This window comes from Bradyrhizobium sp. 482_C4_N1_8 (assembly GCF_052075965.1).
GTDB classification, from domain to species: domain Bacteria; phylum Pseudomonadota; class Alphaproteobacteria; order Rhizobiales; family Xanthobacteraceae; genus Bradyrhizobium; species Bradyrhizobium barranii.
Genome location: NZ_CP197231.1, coordinates 6,787,310 through 6,803,414, shown reverse-complemented (window position 1 = coordinate 6,803,414; position 16,105 = coordinate 6,787,310). Strand labels below are relative to the sequence as shown.

At 65.0% G+C, this 16,105-nt stretch carries 13 protein-coding genes; 12 read left to right on the top strand and 1 reads right to left on the bottom strand.

Annotated elements, in window-relative coordinates:
- The first annotated feature begins 96 nt into the window (after positions 1 to 96).
- The 6 genes from AB7Z56_RS32280 (at position 97) to AB7Z56_RS32255 (ending at position 5,674) form a co-directional block, all read left to right on the top strand.
- Positions 97 to 912, top strand: a complete 816-nt coding sequence (locus AB7Z56_RS32280; protein WP_063984702.1) for a putative hydro-lyase — start codon at positions 97 to 99, stop codon at positions 910 to 912.
- An 89-nt stretch (positions 913 to 1,001) separates the two neighbouring features.
- The gene (locus tag AB7Z56_RS32275) at positions 1,002 to 2,246 is read left to right on the top strand and encodes an ABC transporter substrate-binding protein (RefSeq protein ID WP_063984701.1); all 1,245 of its coding nucleotides are present in this window, start codon (positions 1,002 to 1,004) and stop codon (positions 2,244 to 2,246) included.
- Between the two features lie 150 nt (positions 2,247 to 2,396).
- A complete protein-coding gene (locus AB7Z56_RS32270; RefSeq protein ID WP_063984700.1) occupies positions 2,397 to 3,275 on the top strand; it encodes a branched-chain amino acid ABC transporter permease in 879 nt (292 codons plus the stop codon).
- Positions 3,275 to 4,258 (top strand): branched-chain amino acid ABC transporter permease, encoded by a 984-nt coding sequence (locus AB7Z56_RS32265; RefSeq protein WP_063984699.1) that lies wholly within the window; start codon positions 3,275 to 3,277, stop codon positions 4,256 to 4,258. The genes AB7Z56_RS32270 and AB7Z56_RS32265 overlap by 1 nt, the downstream gene beginning before the upstream one ends.
- Positions 4,255 to 4,986: an ABC transporter ATP-binding protein gene (locus tag AB7Z56_RS32260; RefSeq protein ID WP_028146884.1), complete on the top strand. Its 732-nt coding sequence runs from the start codon at positions 4,255 to 4,257 to the stop codon at positions 4,984 to 4,986. Before AB7Z56_RS32265 ends, AB7Z56_RS32260 begins: the two co-directional genes overlap by 4 nt.
- A complete protein-coding gene (locus AB7Z56_RS32255; RefSeq protein WP_063984698.1) occupies positions 4,970 to 5,674 on the top strand; it encodes an ABC transporter ATP-binding protein in 705 nt (234 codons plus the stop codon). The genes AB7Z56_RS32260 and AB7Z56_RS32255 overlap by 17 nt, the downstream gene beginning before the upstream one ends.
- 160 nt (positions 5,675 to 5,834) lie before the next feature.
- Here AB7Z56_RS32255 and otnC read toward each other — a convergent pair whose 3' ends face one another.
- Complete coding sequence (gene otnC / locus AB7Z56_RS32250) at positions 5,835 to 6,509, bottom strand: 3-oxo-tetronate 4-phosphate decarboxylase (protein WP_063984697.1); 675 nt, start codon at positions 6,507 to 6,509, stop codon at positions 5,835 to 5,837.
- A gap of 105 nt (positions 6,510 to 6,614) precedes the next feature.
- On the opposite strand from otnC, the gene ltnD reads away from it, so the two are divergent.
- The 6 genes from ltnD (at position 6,615) to AB7Z56_RS32220 (ending at position 16,105) form a co-directional block, all read left to right on the top strand.
- The gene (gene ltnD / locus AB7Z56_RS32245) at positions 6,615 to 7,532 is read left to right on the top strand and encodes an L-threonate dehydrogenase (RefSeq protein WP_014496893.1); all 918 of its coding nucleotides are present in this window, start codon (positions 6,615 to 6,617) and stop codon (positions 7,530 to 7,532) included.
- 15 nt (positions 7,533 to 7,547) lie between these two features.
- Positions 7,548 to 8,330: a 2-oxo-tetronate isomerase gene (otnI, locus tag AB7Z56_RS32240; RefSeq protein WP_063984696.1), complete on the top strand. Its 783-nt coding sequence runs from the start codon at positions 7,548 to 7,550 to the stop codon at positions 8,328 to 8,330.
- Positions 8,327 to 9,604: a 3-oxo-tetronate kinase gene (gene otnK / locus AB7Z56_RS32235; RefSeq protein ID WP_063984695.1), complete on the top strand. Its 1,278-nt coding sequence runs from the start codon at positions 8,327 to 8,329 to the stop codon at positions 9,602 to 9,604. The genes otnI and otnK overlap by 4 nt, the downstream gene beginning before the upstream one ends.
- Before the next feature lie 170 nt (positions 9,605 to 9,774).
- Complete coding sequence (locus tag AB7Z56_RS32230) at positions 9,775 to 11,466, top strand: methyl-accepting chemotaxis protein (RefSeq protein ID WP_441256725.1); 1,692 nt, start codon at positions 9,775 to 9,777, stop codon at positions 11,464 to 11,466.
- Positions 11,467 to 11,733: 267 nt separating this feature from the next.
- Entirely contained in the window at positions 11,734 to 14,913 is a 3,180-nt protein-coding gene (locus AB7Z56_RS32225; protein ID WP_063984693.1) for an efflux RND transporter permease subunit, read from the top strand.
- Positions 14,900 to 16,105, top strand: coding sequence for an efflux RND transporter periplasmic adaptor subunit (locus AB7Z56_RS32220; protein WP_063984692.1), 1,206 nt, complete (start codon positions 14,900 to 14,902; stop codon positions 16,103 to 16,105). Before AB7Z56_RS32225 ends, AB7Z56_RS32220 begins: the two co-directional genes overlap by 14 nt.

Here is a 16,105-nt window from a genome sequence, read left to right as displayed (position 1 = left end):
AATTGAATTTATCGATATCGATTAGAAAGGAAGATTAGACTTTATAGCATGCTTGGTGTTGGCTGTCTTTGTCGAGTTTATAGGCAGGTCGATCAAATGACTGTTTTGGTGGCAGCGCAGCAAACTGAAACGCCCGACACGCTCCCGAGCCGCCTGGCACGGCTCGCCTATCGCGGCGGCCAGGTCGGATCTACCGCCGGCGTCGCTCCCGGCTTCGTCCAGGGCAATCTGGCGATCCTGCCGGCCGAATATGCCAGCGCCTTTCACCGCTTCTGCCAGCTCAATCCGAAACCGTGCCCGATCATCGGCATGTCCGATGTCGGCAGCCCGCACATCCCCGCGCTCGGCGCCGATCTCGACATCCGCACCGACGTGCCGCGCTATCGCATCTGGCGCGACGGCGAGGTGGTCGACGAGCCGACCGACGTGACCAAGCATTGGCGCGACGATCTCGTGACCTTCGTGCTCGGCTGCTCGTTCTCGTTCGAAGAGGCGTTGCTCGACGAGGGCATGCCGATCCGCCACATCGAGCAGAACGTGCGCGTGCCGATGTACCGCACCAACATCGCCTGCGGCGAGGCCGGTCCGTTCGCCGGTCCCATGGTGGTGTCGATGCGTCCGTTCAAGCCGGCCGATGCGATCCGCGCGGTGCAGATCACCTCGCGTTATCCCGCCGTGCACGGTGCCCCCGTGCATCTCGGGCATCCGCATTTGATCGGCATCAAGGATCTCGCCAAGCCGGATTACGGCGATCCCGTGCCCGTCGCCGACGACGAGATCCCGGTGTTCTGGGCCTGCGGCGTGACGCCGCAATCGGTGATCAACGCCGCCAGGTTGCCGTTCGCGATCACGCATTCGCCCGGCCTGATGCTGGTGACGGATCTGAAGAACCGGAACATGGCCGTGATTTAGTAGGCAGCGTTTGCTGCTTCTTCGGGCTTTACCGCGTCCATCAATCGCTCCATTCGATCAGTCGAAATTTAGTAACAGGGGACTTTGCCATGACGATCTCTCGCCGCGACGTGCTGCTTGGTGCCACAGCCACTGCCGCGCTGGTGCCGCTCGCTGCACGCGCCCAGACCTCCGAGGTCGTGATCGGCGTGATCTATCCGTTCTCCGGCGGCAGCGCGCAGCAGGGCGTCGACGCGCAGAAGGCCTATGAGACCGCGCTCGAGGTCATCAACAAGGACACCGATTTCGATCTGCCGCTGGCCAAGGGCGAGGGTCTGCCGGGCCTCGGCGGCGCAAAAGTCCGCCTCGTGTTCGCCGACCACCAGGCCGATCCGCAAAAGGGCCGCGCCGAGGCCGAGCGCCTGATCACGCAGGAGAAGGTCTCCGCGATCATCGGCACCTATCAAAGCGCGGTCGCCGTCACCGTCAGCCAGATCTGCGAGCGCTACCAGATCCCGTTCGTCTCCGCCGACAACTCCTCGCCGAGCCTGCATCGCCGCGGCCTCAAATATTACTTCCGCGCCGCCCCGCATGACGAGATGTACTCGGCTGCGATGTTCGACTTCTTCGATGCTTTGAAGAAGAAGGGCACCAAGATCGAGACGCTGTCGCTGTTCCACGAGGACACCATCTTCGGCACCGATTCCGGCAACGCCCAGGCCAAGATCGCCGGCGAGCGCGGTTACAAGATCGTCTCCGACATCAAGTATCGCGCCAATTCGCCGTCGCTGTCGGCCGAAGTGCAGCAGCTCAAGAGCGCCAATGCCGACGTGCTGATGCCCTCGAGCTACACCACGGACGGCATCCTGCTCGTCAAGACCATGGGCGAGCTCGGCTACAAGCCGAACGCGATCGTGGCGCAGGACGCCGGCTTCTCGGAGAAGGCGCTCTATGATGCCGTCGGCGACAAGCTCGAAGGCGTGATCTCGCGCGGCACCTTCTCGCTCGATCTCGCGCAGAAGCGTCCCATGGTCGGCAAGATCAACGAGATGTTCAAGGCGCGCTCGGGCAAGGACTTCAACGACCTGACCTCGCGCCAGTTCATGGGCCTGATCATCCTGGCCGACGCCATCAACCGCGCCAAGTCGGCCGACGGCGAGAAGATCCGCGATGCACTGGCCGCGACCGACATCCCGGGCGAGCAGACCATCATGCCCTGGAAGCGCGTCAAGTTCGACGAGGCCGGCCAGAACAACGACGCCGACCCGGTGCTGCTGCAATATGTCGGCGGCAAGTTCGTCACCATCTTCCCGCCGCAGGCCGCGATCGCGGAAGCGATCTGGCCGATGAAGTAAGATTGGGAAGCGGGAGCTCGGACGTAGCTCCCGCCCTCATCCTGAGGAGCGGGCGTAGCCCGCGTCTCGAAGGACGAGGGCTGGGCCATCCTTCGAGACGTGCGCTGGTGCGCGCTCCTCAGGATGAGGATCTATTTCGGGGGACGACTTTTGACAGCTCAAGCCATTATCCAGAGTCTCGCGAGCGGCCTTCTGATGGGCCTGCTTTACGGACTGATCGCGGTCGGCCTCGCGCTGATTTTCGGCCTGATGGACGTCACGAACTTCGCCCATGGCGAATTCCTGATGCTCGCGATGTACCTGTCCTTCTTTCTGTTCGCGTTCTTCGCGATCGATCCCCTGCTGTCGGCCCCATTGGTCGCCGCGGCGATGTTCGTGTTCGGAGCGGTGGTCTATCTACTCCTTGTACGCTTCGCCATGCGGGCCAAGGCCAATGCCGGCATGGTGCAGATCTTCACGACTTTCGGCCTTGCGATCGTGATGCGCGGCCTCGCGCAGTACTTCTTCACGCCGGACTATCGCAGCATTCCACAGTCCTGGCTCGGCGGTAAAACCATCTCGGTCGCCGGCATCTTCCTGCCCGAGCCGCAGCTCATCGGTGCGCTGGTCTCGATCGCGGCCTTCGCCGGGCTCTACCTCTTCATCCACCGCACCGACTTCGGCCGCGCGCTGGAAGCCACCCGCGAGGATCCCGGCGCCGTCGCGCTCGTCGGCATCGACAAGAACCGCGTGTTCGCGTTCGGCTGGGGCCTCGGCGCCGCGCTGGTCGGTCTCGCCGGTGCGATCATGGCGGTGTTCTTCTACATCTATCCCGATGTCGGCGCGTCGTTCGCGCTGATCGCCTACGTCACCGTGGCGCTCGGCGGCTTCGGCAGCGTGTTCGGCGCCTTCGCCGGCGGCATCATTGTTGGCCTGGTCGAAGCGGTGACCGCGCTGGTGTTGCCGCCATCGCTGAAGTCCGTCGGCATCTATGCCGTCTATCTCCTCGTCGTCTTCATCCGGCCGCGTGGCCTGTTCGGGTCGATGTGATGGACAAGGCTTTTGCAGCGCGGCGCCGCCGCGATCTCATCATCGCCGCAGTGCTGGCCGGGCTCGCAGCGCTGGCTCCGCTGTTGATCAAGGATGTTTACGTCCAGAACATCCTGATCCTGACCCTGATGTATGCGGCGCTGTCGCAGAGCTGGAACATCCTGTCCGGCTATTGCGGGCAGATCTCGCTGGGGCACGCGCTCTATTTCGGCATCGGCGCCTACACCACCGAGCTGCTGTTCACCAAGTTCGGCGTGCTGCCCTGGTTCGGCATGCTCGCCGGCGGCGTGATTGCGGCGATCATCGCAATGGGGCTCGGCTATCCCTTCTTCCGCCTGCGCGGCCATTACTTCGTGATCGCGACCATCGTCATCGCCGAGATCGGACTGCTCTTGTTCCAGAACTGGGAATGGGCGGGGGCTGCGATGGGAATCACCGTTCCCGTGCGCGGCGACAGCTGGCTGAAATTCCAGTTCATGCGCAGCAAGCTGCCGTACTTCTATTTCGCGCTGGTGCTGTGCAGCCTCGCCTGGTTCGTCACCTGGTGGCTGGAGGACTCCAAATGGGGCTTTTGGTGGCGCGCGGTGAAGGACAATCCGGAAGCGGCCGAGAGCCTCGGCGTCGTCGTGTTCAACTCCAAGATGGGCGCGGCCGCGGTCTCCGCCTTCCTCGTCGCCATCGGGGGCGCGTTCTATGCGCAGTTTCTCGCCTATATCGATCCTGAAAGCGTGATGGGCTTCCAGTTCTCGCTGCTGATGGCGCTGCCGGCCGTGCTCGGCGGCATCGGCACCCTCTGGGGGCCTGTGCTTGGGGCTGCCATCCTGATCCCGATGACGGAGCTGACGCGCTCCTATATCGGTGGCTCCGGCCGCGGCGTCGACCTCATCGTCTATGGCGCGCTGATCGTTGCGATCTCGCTGGCCCTGCCGCGAGGCTTGGTGAGCCTGTTCTCCCGTTCGAAGGCAAGAGGAGCCACGCGATGACTGCGCTCCTTGAAACCCGCGGCGTCTGGCAGCGGTTTGGCGGCCTCGTCGCCAACAGCGATGTCTCGATCTCGGTCGGCCGCGGCGAGATCGTCGGTCTGATCGGGCCGAACGGTGCCGGCAAGTCGACGCTGTTCAATCTCATCGCCGGCGTCTTGCCGCCGACGCAAGGGTCGATCTGGTTCGACGGCGAGGATGTCACCAACATGCCGGCGGCCGAACGCTGCCAGCGTGGCGTCGGGCGCACCTTCCAGGTGGTCAAGAGCTTTGAGACCATGACTGTCATCGACAACGTCATCGTCGGTGCTCTCGTGCGCAACACTGTGATGCGCGAGGCGCGCCGCAAGGCGCATGAGGTGCTCGAATTCACCGGCCTTGCCGCACGCGCCGACGTGCTCGCGAGCGACCTCGTGCCGGCCGAGAAACGCCGCCTCGAAGTCGCCCGTGCGCTGGCGACCGAACCAAAGCTGCTGCTGCTGGACGAAGTTCTCACCGGCCTGACGCCGACCGAGGCGCAGACCGGCGTCGCGCTGGTGCGCAAGGTGCGCGATGCCGGCATCACCGTTTTGATGGTCGAGCATGTCATGGAGATCGTGATGCCGCTGGTCGACCGCGCCATCGTGCTCGACCTCGGCAAGGTGCTGGTCGAGGGTAAGCCTTCCGACGTCGTCCGCGATCCCAAGGTGATCAGCGCATATCTGGGAGATCGTCATGCTGTCGGTGCATGAAGTCACGACCGCCTATCAGGGTCTGGTCGCGATCTCGGCGGTCTCGATCGAGGTCCAGAAGGGCGAGATCGTCTGCGTCGCTGGCGCCAACGGCGCGGGCAAGTCGACGCTGCTCAAATCCATCGCCGGCGCCGAGCGTCCGCGTTCGGGCACGGTGACGTTCGACGGCAAGCGTCTCGACGGCATGGCGCAGCATCACATCACCGCCACCGGCATCGCCTATGTGCCGGAGAACCGCCGCCTGTTCCCGCGCCTGTCGGTGCGCGACAATCTGCGCCTCGGCAGTTATCTGTACCGCGGTGACGCCGACCGCGAGGGGCCGCTCAATCTCGTCTTCACACTGTTCCCGCGTCTCCAAGAACGTTTGGAGCAGCGCGCCGAGACGCTCTCCGGCGGCGAGCAGCAGATGCTCGCGATCGGCCGCGCGCTGATGACGCGCCCGCGGCTGTTGATGCTGGACGAGCCCTCGCAAGGTATCATGCCGAAGCTGGTCGACGAAATCTTCCAGGCGGTACTGCGCATCCGCGACGCCGGCATGACTGTGCTGATCGTCGAGCAGCGCATGGCCGAGTGCCTGGAGATCGCCGACCGCGCCTACATCCTGCAAACCGGCCGCGTGCTGATGCAGGGCCCGGCAGAGGAGATCAGGGGGAACCCGGACGTACGGAAGGCGTATCTGGGGCTGTAGTTACTACCTGGTCGGTGTCATCGCCCGCGAAGGCGGGCGATCCAGTATTCCAGAGACGCTAGTTGGATACGGAGAAGCTGCGGCGTACTGGATTCCCCGCTTCCGCGGGGAATGACTGTGGTGGATGAGGCGTCGTTAGTCCGCCCATGATCGAAGGGCGCTAATGCTCATGCCCATGCTCCGGCAGCGTCACCCCGAACACCTTCACCAGATCCTTCACCTGCTCCGGCGACAGATACCGCGGGTTCATCCCGCGCAGCAGCAGGTACAGCTTCGCCGTCTCCTCCAGCTCCTCCGTCGCGAACACCGCGGCCTCCAGCGTGTCGCCGGCGACCACCGGGCCGTGATTGGCGAGCAGCACGGACGAATATTTGCCCGCCAGTCCCTTGATCACATCCGCAACCGCGGGATCGCCGGGGCGGTAATAGGGCACAAGCGCAGTGGCGCCGCATTTCATCAGATAATAAGCCGTCATCGGCGGCAGCGCGGCGCGCGGGTCGATCTCGGGCAGCATCGAGAGCGCGACCGAATGGGTGGAGTGCAGATGCACGATCGCCCGCGCGCTTTCGCGCGTATCGTAGAGCGCGTTGTGCAGCGGAACTTCCTTGGTCGGCGCATCGCCCGAGAGGAGGCGCCCCCGTGCGTCCAGCCGCGACAGTCGCGCCGGGTCGAGGAAGCCGAGCGAGGCGTTGGTGGGGGTGACGAGCCAACCCCCGTCGTGCATCTTGACGCTGATATTGCCGGAAGAGCCCGGTGTCAGGCCGCGCTCGAACAAGGACCGTCCGAAGCGGCAGATATCCTCACGCAGCCGGGTCTCGTTGCTCATAGCCGTCATGCCCGCTTGTCTCACGCTTTGGCAGCGCGGCCAAGCCGTGTTATTCGGATCAGTGAGCCGCCGCAAAGGGCGGCCGTCCAGGAAACGTTCGCAAGGGTCAGTTGCATGTCCGCCTCCACGTCGCAAAATCAGCGTATCGCGGTCATCGGGCTCGGCTCGATGGGATTCGGCATGGCGACCTCGCTGAAGCGCGCCGGTCATGCCGTGACCGGCTGCGACGTCTCGGCCGACGCGGTGGCGCGTTTCGTGAAGGACGGCGGCGCAGGCGCCAGCACGCCGGCGGAAGCGGCCAAGGGCGCCGACATCGTCGTCAGCGTCGTCGTCAATGCCGCGCAGACCGAGACCATCCTGTTCGGCAAGGATGGCGCCGCCGAGACCCTGCCGAAGGACAGCGTCTTCCTGTCCTCCGCCACCATGGACCCGGATGTGGCCCGTCGCCTCGCAAAGCAGTTGGAGGCGACCGGCCGTCACTATCTGGATGCGCCGATCTCCGGTGGCGCGCAGCGCGCGGCCCAAGGTGAGCTGACGATCCTCGCCTCCGGCAGTCCCGCTGCCTTTGCAAAGGCACGGCCGGCGCTCGATGCCATGGCGGCAAAACTCTACGAGCTCGGCGATGCCGCAGGGCAGGGCGCCGCCTTCAAGATGATCAACCAGTTGCTCGCCGGCGTGCATATCGCCGCCGCCAGCGAAGCGATGGCGTTCGCGGCCAAGCAGGGCCTCGACATCCGCAAGGTCTATGAGGTGATCACGGCCTCAGCCGGCAATTCCTGGATGTTCGAGAATCGCATGCCCCACGTGCTTGACGGCGATTACACGCCGCGCAGCGCGGTGGAGATCTTCGTCAAGGACCTCGGCATCATCCAGGACATGGCGCGCAGCGCCCGATTCCCGGTGCCGGTCTCGGCCGCCGCGCTCCAGATGTTCCTGATGACATCAGCTGCCGGCATGGGCCGCGATGACGACGCCTCGGTGGCGCGCATGTACGCGCAGGTCACCGGCGTAAAACTTCCCGGCGACAAGTAAGCCAAGAGGATTCCGATGCCCCGTTTCGCCGCCAATCTCTCGATGATGTTCACCGAGGTGCCGTTCCTTGACCGTTTCGACGCCGCTGCGCAAGCGGGCTTCACCGCGGTCGAATTCCTCTTTCCCTACGAGCATCCGGCCGAGGTGGTCGGCGAGCGGCTCAAGCGCAACGGTTTGACGCAGGCGCTGTTCAACCTGCCGCCGGGCGACTGGAACGCCGGCGAGAAAGGCTTTGCGGCGCTGCCGGCGCGCTTCGCCGATCTCAAGGCGAGCCTGGAGACCGCGTTGCCTTACGCCAAGGCGACCGGTGTCAAGCGGCTGCACTTGATGGCCGGCATTGCCAACCGCGGCGAGCGGGTCGCGATCGAGGCGTTCTACAAGTCGGTGGCGTGGGCTGCGGAGTTCTTCGCTCCGCACGGCATCGACATCGTGCTCGAGCCGATCAATGCGCGCAATGTGCCCGGCTACTTCCTCAATGATTTCGGCTTCGCGCGCGACCTGATCCAGGAGCTGAGACTGGCGAACCTGAAGCTCCAGTTCGACATCTATCACTGCCAGATCATCCACGGCGACGTCACCATGCGCCTGCGTGAGATGATGCCGATCATCGGGCACATCCAGATCGCGAGCGTCCCCTCGCGCAACGAGCCCGACGGCGAGGAGCTGAACTATCCTTTCCTGTTCACCGAACTCGACCGGCTCGGCTATACCGGCTTCGTCGGTTGCGAATACAATCCGCGCGGCAAGACCACCGATGGCCTCGCCTGGTTCAGGCCTTATGCGGGAGTGAAGCCGTGACGCTCGCACTGGGTTGCATTGCCGACGACTATACCGGCGCCTCCGATCTCGCCAACACGCTGACGCGCGCGGGCCTGCGTACCGTGCAGACCATCGGCGTGCCCGCGGACGATCTCACGCTGCCCGAGGTCGACGCCGTCGTGGTGTCGCTGAAGAGCCGCTCGATCGAGGCGGGCCTTGCCGTGTCGCGCTCGCGTGCGGCGGAGAAATGGCTGCGTGGCCGCGGGGCGCACCATGTGCTGTTCAAGGTCTGCTCGACCTTCGATTCCACCGATGCGGGCAATATCGGCCCGGTGATGGACGCGCTGCGCGCCGATAGCGGCGAGGCCGTCGTGCTGGTGACGCCGGCTTTCCCGGAGACCGGTCGCACGGTTTATCAGGGCAATCTGTTCGTCGGCGCCGTGCCGCTGAACGAGAGCCCGCTCAAGGACCATCCGCTCAACCCGATGCGTGATTCCAACCTGGTGCGCGTGCTGGCGCGCCAGAGCAAGACGCAGGTGGGTCTCGTCGACCTCGCGACCGTCGCCCGCGGCGCGGAGGCCGTGCGGGCTCGGCTTGCCGAATTGTCAGGCAAGGGCATCGGTGCCGCGATCATCGATGCCGTGTTCGACCGCGACCTCGAGGCCATCGGCCTCGTCGCTGCCCAGCATCGGCTGTCGGTCGGCGCCTCCGGCATCGGCCTCGGACTGGCGCGGGCTCTGGTCTCGACGGGCAAGGTCAAGTCGGCCGCTGGCAGCGGCGGGGCGGACGCCGCCGTCGGCGGACCGGCGGCCTGCCTCGCCGGAAGCTGCTCGCAGGCGACGCTACAGCAGATCGCTAATGCCGAACGCGTCATGGCGGTGCTCCATCTCGATCAGGACCGTATTCTTACGGGAGCGGACGAAGTGCAGCGCGCGATCGCCTGGGCCAAGCCGCGTTTAGCCGACGGTCCGGTCCTGATCGCGTCGAGCGCGACACCGGATCAGGTCGCCGCCTTGCAGGCGCGCCACGGCCGCGATGCAGCCGGTCACGCCATCGAGCAGGCGATGGCCGACATTGCGGAAAACCTAGTGAAATCAGGCGTCCGTCGGCTGGTCGTGGCTGGCGGCGAGACCTCCGGCGCCGTCGTCGATCGCCTCGGGATTCCCGGCTTCCTGGTCGGCGCGGAGATCGCTGCGGGCGTCCCGGTGCTGCGCGCCGTCGGCGCTGAAGCAGGCGATATGCTGCTCGCACTGAAGTCCGGAAATTTCGGCGGGCCGGAATTCTTCGCGGACGCGCTTGGGCTCATGCGCTGAGCGCAGGACGTTCTTAGCTGCCTGTTCATTTCTTTCAGGCTCCGTACTCGAACGGAGTCGTAGTTAACATCTGCTCAGTCGCTCTGTTGTCTGATGTCGGCGTCGCTCCTTTTGGTTGATTGTTAAGACCTCCCGGACGCGCGCCCGCGCCAGCACAACGAGACCCGATTATGTTCGCCACCATTTCCATTCGCGCCAAGATCATCAGTGTCGTGGCGTTCCTGCTGGTCGCGATGACCGGCATGGGCCTGCTCGCCGTCACGAAGATGCGGTCGATGAACGCCAACACCACCGACATCACCACGAGCTGGCTGCCCAGCGTCCGGGTGCTCGGCGAACTCCGCGCCAGCGTCATCACCTACCGCAACGTGGTCCGCCAGCACATGCTGTCCGAGACCCTCGAGGAGAAGCTCGCCAACGAAAAGACGGCCGGCACCGTCATCGAGGCGCTCGCCAAGTCCCGCAAGGCCTACGAGCCGATGATCACTTCACCCGAGGAACGCCGGCTGTACAACGAATGGGCCAAGCTCTGGGACGACTACAAGAAGGGCACCGAAGACGTCATGGCGCTGTCACGCAAGGAGGCCGGCAAGGTCCCGCATGACGCCCAGGAGCTGAACACCAAGACGGTCAACAAGATCGGCCTTGCGTCGGATGAGGTCCTGATGAAGGACATCGATCTCAACACCAAGGGCGGCGACCAGGCTGCCCAGGATGCCGCCGACAGCTATTTCTATGCCTTCATGCTGGTCTCGATCGTCCTCGGCGCCGCCGTGATCATCGGCATCGGCGTCAGCTTCTACCTGGTCCAGGACGTCTCCGCCGGCATCAACTCGATCATCCAGCCGATGCAGGCGCTCGGCAAGGGCGACCTCTCCGCCGAAGTCCCGCATCGCGGCGAGAAGACCGAGATCGGCGCCATGGCCGACGTGCTCCAGATCTTCAAGGAAGCCTTGATCGCCAAGAAAGCCGCCGACGAGGCCGCCGCCGCCGATGCCGAAGCCAAGATCGAGCGCGGCCGCCGCGTCGACGGCATCACCCGCGATTTCGAAACGATGATCGGCGAGATCGTCCAGACCGTGTCGTCGGCCTCGACCCAGCTCGAAGCCTCCGCCTCGACGCTGACCTCGACCGCCGACCGCTCACAGCGGATGGCGACCACGGTCGCCGCGGCCTCGGAGGAAGCCTCGACCAACGTGCAGTCGGTGGCCTCGGCCACCGAGGAGATGGCTTCGTCGGTCGGCGAGATCAGCCGCCAGGTGCAGGAATCAGCGCGGATGGCGGGCGACGCCGTCGGCCAGGCCCGTGCCACCACCGAGCGCGTCAGCGAGCTGTCGAAGGCGGCTTCCCGCATCGGCGACGTCGTCGAGCTGATCAACACCATCGCGGGCCAGACCAACCTCTTGGCGCTGAACGCCACCATCGAGGCGGCGCGTGCCGGTGAAGCCGGCCGCGGCTTCGCGGTGGTCGCCTCCGAGGTAAAGGCGCTCGCCGAGCAGACCGCCAAGGCGACCGGCGAGATCGGCCAGCAGATCTCCGGCATCCAGGCGGCGACCAACGACTCGGTCGGCGCCATCAAGGAGATCTCCTCGACCATCGAGCGTCTCTCCGAAATCTCCTCGGCGATTGCGGCTGCGGTGGAAGAGCAGGGCGCAGCGACCCAGGAGATCGCCCGCAACGTGCAGCAGGCGGCGCAGGGCACACAGCAGGTCTCCTCCAACATCACCGACGTGCAGCGCGGTGCGACCGAGACCGGCACGGCCTCCTCGCAGGTGCTGTCGGCAGCGCAGATGCTGTCCAACGACTCGAGCCGCCTCAAGATCGAGGTCAGCAAGTTCCTGACCAACGTCCGCGCAGCCTGAGCCGGGACACGATCGCAGTTCTGAAAGCGGCGCCTGCGGGCGCCGCTTTTTTACGGGGGTAAGCCGCTTCTTTTTACGGGGGTAAGCCGCTTCCGTAATATTCCGGCCGCAGGCTGCATATCTGGAATGCGATTTCGCAGTGCGATAGCAGGGAAGTGACCGCACGGGGCGGCGCCGTCGTTGGCCATTTCCACGGTGTTCGGGTAAATCAGCCTCAGGAACCCGTGGGGCGTGTTCCCTGTCCCCCGATTTGGAATTGCCTGACCGATGATTGCTCTGGTCCGTATTGCCCTGAGCCGACCCTACACGTTTGTCGTGCTCGCGCTTCTGCTCCTGATCATCGGGCCGCTCGCGGCCCTGCGGACGCCGACCGACATCTTCCCGGACATCCGCATCCCCGTGATCGGGGTGGTCTGGCAGTACACCGGCCTGCCGCCGGACCAGATGTCCGGCCGCATCACCACGCCGTTCCAGCGCGCGCTGACGACGACCGTCAACGACATCGAGCACATTACCGCCAACTCCTATAACGGCTTTGGCATCATCAAGATCTTCTTCCAGCCGAACGTCGACATCCGCACCGCCAACGCGCAGGTCACCGCGATCTCGCAGACGCTGCTGAAGCAGATGCCGCCGGGCGCAACGCCGCCCCTGATCCTGAACTACTCCGCCTCGACCGTTCCGATCATCCAGGTGGCGCTGTCGGGCGATGGCCTGACCGAGCAGAACCTCGCCGATATCGGCATTAATAACCTGCGCACCCCGCTGGTCACCGTGCCCGGCGCGGCGATCCCGTATCCGTTCGGCGGCAAGCAGCGCCAAATCCAGATCGACCTCGATCCGACCGCGCTCCAGGCGCGCGGCCTGTCGGGCCAGGACGTCGCCAACGCGCTCGCAGCCCAAAACCTGATCACGCCGGTCGGCACCCAGAAGATCGGCCAGTTCGAATACAACATCCAGCTCAACAACTCGCCGCTGAAGATCGACGAGCTCGGCAATCTGCCGATCAGGACCGTCAATGGCGCGATGGTCTATGTGCGCGACGTCGCGACCGTGCGTGACGGCAATCCGCCGCAGACCAACATCGTCCATGTCGACGGCAACCGCTCGGTGCTGATGATGGTGCTGAAGGCGGGCGCGACCTCGACGCTCGACATCATCGCCGGCATCAAGCAGAAGGTGATCGACGTCAAGGACCAGCTGCCGGACGCGCTGAAGATCGGCTTCATCGGCGACCAGTCGGTGTTCGTCCGCGGTGCGATTCAAGGCGTCGCGATCGAAGGCGTGATCGCGGCGCTGCTGACCAGCGTCATGATCCTGCTGTTCCTCGGCAGCTGGCGCTCCACGGTCATCATCGCGGTCTCGATCCCGCTCTCGGTGCTCGGCGCCATCGTCATGCTGTCGGCGATCGGCGAGACGCTCAACATCATGACGCTCGGCGGCCTTGCGCTCGCGGTCGGCATCCTCGTCGACGACGCCACCGTCACCATCGAGAACATCAACTACCATCTGGAGCAGGGTAAGCCGGTCGAGCAGTCGATCCTCGACGGCGCCAACCAGATCGTGACGCCGGCTTTCGTCTCGTTGCTGTGCATCTGCATCGTATTCGTGCCGATGTTCTTCCTCTCCGGCGTCGCCCGCTTCCTGTTCGTGCCGATGGCCGAAGCCGTGATGTTCGCGATGATCTGGTCGTTCATCCTGTCGCGCACGCTGGTGCCGACCATGGCGAACTATCTGCTGCAGGCGCACGTCCATCACGAGGGCGGCCCGCCGAAGTCGCGCAATCCGCTGGTTTGGTTCCAGCGCGGCTTCGAGAAGCGGTTCGAGCGCATCCGCGGCGGCTACCATAATCTGCTGGGACTGGCGCTGGTGCACCGCGCGGTGTTCGTGATCGGCTTCCTCTGCGTGGTCGGCGCGTCCTTCGCGCTGGTGCCGTTCCTCGGGCGCAACTTCTTCCCGGCGGTCGATGCCGGCAATATCCTGATGCATGTCCGCACCCAGGTCGGCACCCGCGTGGAGGAGACGGCCAACCAGCTCGCAGACGTCCAGAAGGCGATCCGCAAGCTGATCCCCGGCGAAATCGAGACGCTGACCGACAACATCGGCATGCCGATCTCCGGCATCAACATGACCTACAACAACACGGGCGTGATCGGCCCGCAGGACGGCGACATCCAGATCAAGCTGAAAGAGGGCCACAAGCCGACGGAAGAGCACGTGCGCGTGCTGCGCGAGCAGCTGCCGCGCCTGTTCCCCGGCGTCAGCTTCGCGTTCCTCCCCGCCGACATCGTCAGCCAGATCCTGAACTTCGGCGCGCCGGCGCCGATCGACCTGCAGATCCGCGGCGCCAACATCAACGCCAACTTTGCCTACGCCAACAACCTGCTGGCGAAGGTTCGCAAGATTCCCGGCGTTGCCGATGCGCGTATCCAGCAGTCGCCGAACAATCCCACCTTCAACATCGACGTCGACCGCACCCGCGCGCAATATGTCGGCCTGACCGAGCGCGACGTCACCAACAGCCTCGTGGTCAATCTCGCCGGCTCCTCGCAGGTAGCGCCGACCTACTACCTGAATCCGGACAACGGCGTGTCCTACTCGATCGTGATGCAGACGCCGCAATACCAGATCGACTCGCTCAGCGCGCTCCAGACGCTGCCGATCACGGCCACCGGCAATTCGCAATCGCCGATCCTCGGCGGCATCGCCGACATCAAGCGCTCGACCTCGAGCGCGGTGGTGTCGCAATACGACATCCAGTCGCTGGTGCAGATCTTTGCCACGACCTCGGGTCGCGATCTCGGCGCGGTCGCCGCCGACATCCGCCAGGTGATCGCCGACACCGCCAAGGACGTGCCGAAGGGCTCCTCCGTGGTGCTGCTCGGCCAGGTGCAGACCATGAACAGCGCCTTCACCGGTCTTCTGTTCGGCCTGCTCGGTGCCGTCGTGCTGATCTACTTCCTGATCGTCGTGAACTTCCAGTCCTGGTCCGATCCGTTCGTGATCATCACGGCGCTGCCGGCCGCGCTCGCCGGCATCGTCTGGATGCTGTTCATGACCGAGACGACGCTGTCGGTGCCGGCCCTGACCGGCGCGATCATGTGCATGGGCGTTGCCACCGCCAACAGCGTGCTGGTGATCTCCTTCGCCCGCGAGCGCTACGAGGAGCTCGGTGACCCCATCGCCGCTGCACTCGAGGCCGGCTTCGTCCGGTTCCGCCCGGTGCTGATGACCGCGCTCGCCATGATCATCGGCATGGCGCCGATGGCTTTGGGGCTCGGGGAGGGCGGCGAGCAGAATGCGCCGCTTGGCCGCGCCGTGATCGGCGGCCTGATCTTTGCAACTTTCGCCACGCTGATGTTTGTTCCCGTGGTGTTCAGTATGGTACACAAGAAACAGGGCGCCAAAGCCGCCGCCCCATTGGAGACTCCGCATGTCGCCCACTGAACCCCGCTCCCCGGTGTCGCACCGGAAACTGGGCATCTTCGGCGTGGTGGCGCTGATTGCGGCAGGCCTCGTCGTGGGTACCGGCATTCGTGCCCGCGAGGAGCAGGGCTCCAAGCTGAAGGAATGGACCGACGATCAGGCCGTTCCCAGCGTTGCGGTGACCCTGCCGAACGCAAAATCCCTCAACGGCACCATCGACCTGCCGGGTCGGCTCGAAGCCTATTACCGCGCGCCTATCTTCGCACGCGTCTCCGGCTATCTGAAGAGCTGGAGCGTCGACATGGGCGCGCGCGTCAAGGCGGGGCAGGTGATCGCCGAGATCGAGGCGCCCGACCTCGACCAGCAACTGCTTCAGGCCCGCGCCGACCTCGCCAGCCAGCAGGCCAGTGCCAGGCTCTCGGAAGCAACGCTCAACCGGCGCAAGACGCTGGTCGCCTCCAACTTCGTCTCCGCGCAGGAGATCGACGAGCGCACCGCCGATCTCTCCAACAAGAACGCGGCCGTCCACTCAGGCCAGGCAAATGTCGAACGGCTTGAAGCGCTGGCCGGCTACAAGAAGATCACGGTGCCGTTCGATGGCGTGGTCACGGCGCGCGATACCGACGTCGGCGCGTTGATCAATGCCGGCGGCGGCTCCGGCCCGGCGATGTTCGTGGTCTCCGACATCACCAAGCTGCGCGTTTACGTCAACGTTCCCCAGAACTACGTGCCTGCGATCAAGATCGGCGCCAAGGCCACCATGGTCATGCCGGAATACCCGAACCGGACATTCCAGGCGACGGTCGAGGCGTCCTCGCAGGCCGTCGACGTCGCCTCAGGAACCACCCGCATGCAGCTTCGGCTCGACAATTCCAACGGCGAGTTGATGCCCGGCGGCTATGCCAGCGTGAAGCTCAACCTTCAGCGCGACACCGCGCCGCTGAGCATTCCCGCCAGTGCCCTGATCTTCAACGGCAGCGGTCTGCGTGTTGCGACCGTCGGTCCCGACGACAAGGTGCAGTTCAAGACCGTGACCATCGCACGCGATCTCGGCAAGGAGATTGAACTCGCCTCGGGCATCGCACCCGACGACCGCGTGATCACTGCCCCGCCGGATGGTATTTCCGACGGCGACCAGGTTCGCGTCGCCGGCGGTGCCGGTGCCAAGGGCAAGCCGGCGACGGCGTCGGAGAAGCAGGCGCCGAAGGGCTAG